The organism is Oleiphilus sp. HI0117 (assembly GCF_001635235.1).
Genome location: NZ_LWGA01000698.1, coordinates 1 through 1,168, shown reverse-complemented (window position 1 = coordinate 1,168; position 1,168 = coordinate 1). Strand labels below are relative to the sequence as shown.

1 protein-coding gene is annotated in these 1,168 nt (G+C 42.7%); it reads left to right on the top strand.

Annotated elements, in window-relative coordinates:
• Positions 1-497 precede the first annotated feature (497 nt).
• On the top strand, positions 498-1,168 hold a 671-nt coding region (locus tag A3757_RS10095; RefSeq protein WP_231878249.1), incomplete at its 3' end, for a metal-dependent hydrolase.

Sequence of the window (1,168 nt, the reverse complement as noted above, 5' to 3'; positions counted from 1 at the left end):
AATCAATTGTTTTCATTAAGAAAATTAATATGTAACAAGATGTACGTAAGAAACAGAAATACAGGGGAGTGCTATTTAAAGTGCGACAAGGAAGAGTCACGCCCAAGCAAAGTGCAATGATTACTTGCAGAATTGAAGATGCAACGCAATGGTGCTAACAGACTAAAAAAGCCTGCGAGGTGAGCGGTGGCACAATTCTGAGAAAGTTAAAACTTTCCGTCCTAACTGAAAGGAAGAACGCGTGTTATAAGTACCGAGTTCCTTAGCGTTAGATAGCGCCTTAACTCTAATTGCATCAAGGGTTTCTTTGGATTCTATTAACCTAGCCATAGTGTCACCAATCTCTCATCAACAGTTTTTAGGAACAACACTAGGTATTACGTCAATGTTTAGTATTTGGATCACATATTATGTGATCTATATTTGGTCATCTAGGTGTATCATGGGAGTCGTAAACAGTAGATAAGTAAGATATATAGATGTGAAAGAAGACAAACATGGACTCACTAACCCAAGCAGCACTAGGCGCCACTGTTGGCCATACATTATTAGGTAAACATATCGGCCGTACAGCTCCAATTATCGGGGCAATTCTGGGGACTTTGCCAGACCTTGACGTACTTATTCCTTTTGGGGGCCAAGTTGAAGACTTTACCTATCATAGAAGCTTTAGCCACAGTCTGATTATCCAGATCGCTGTGGCGCCCCTACTAACATGGTTAATACTGCACTTTCGCCCAAGCTATCGTCCAATATCCAAGCAATGGTTCATTGCGATTCTCGCGATTTTTTGGACTCACTCCCTACTCGACGCCTGCACCGTATATGGCACTCAATTGTTCTGGCCGCTAACAGAGCACCCCTTTGGCTTATCAAGCGTATTTATTATCGACCCATTCTATACGCTGCCGCTTTTACTTGCGCTGTTTCTCGCCTACAGGAATACTTGGATTTCAAAGAAAGCCACCATGATCACCACCTCAGCTTTCGCTATTTCATCGCTATACCTATGCTGGGGCGTCTTTGCAAAACATATCGCGGAAGAGAAAATTGCCACCGCTTGGCTCAATCAGAAAGGAACAAGCAAAGTCGTATCTACCATCAGTACACCTATGCCATTGAGCTCTTTCTTATGGCGAATAGTGATAGATGAAGGCGATCGTTACAG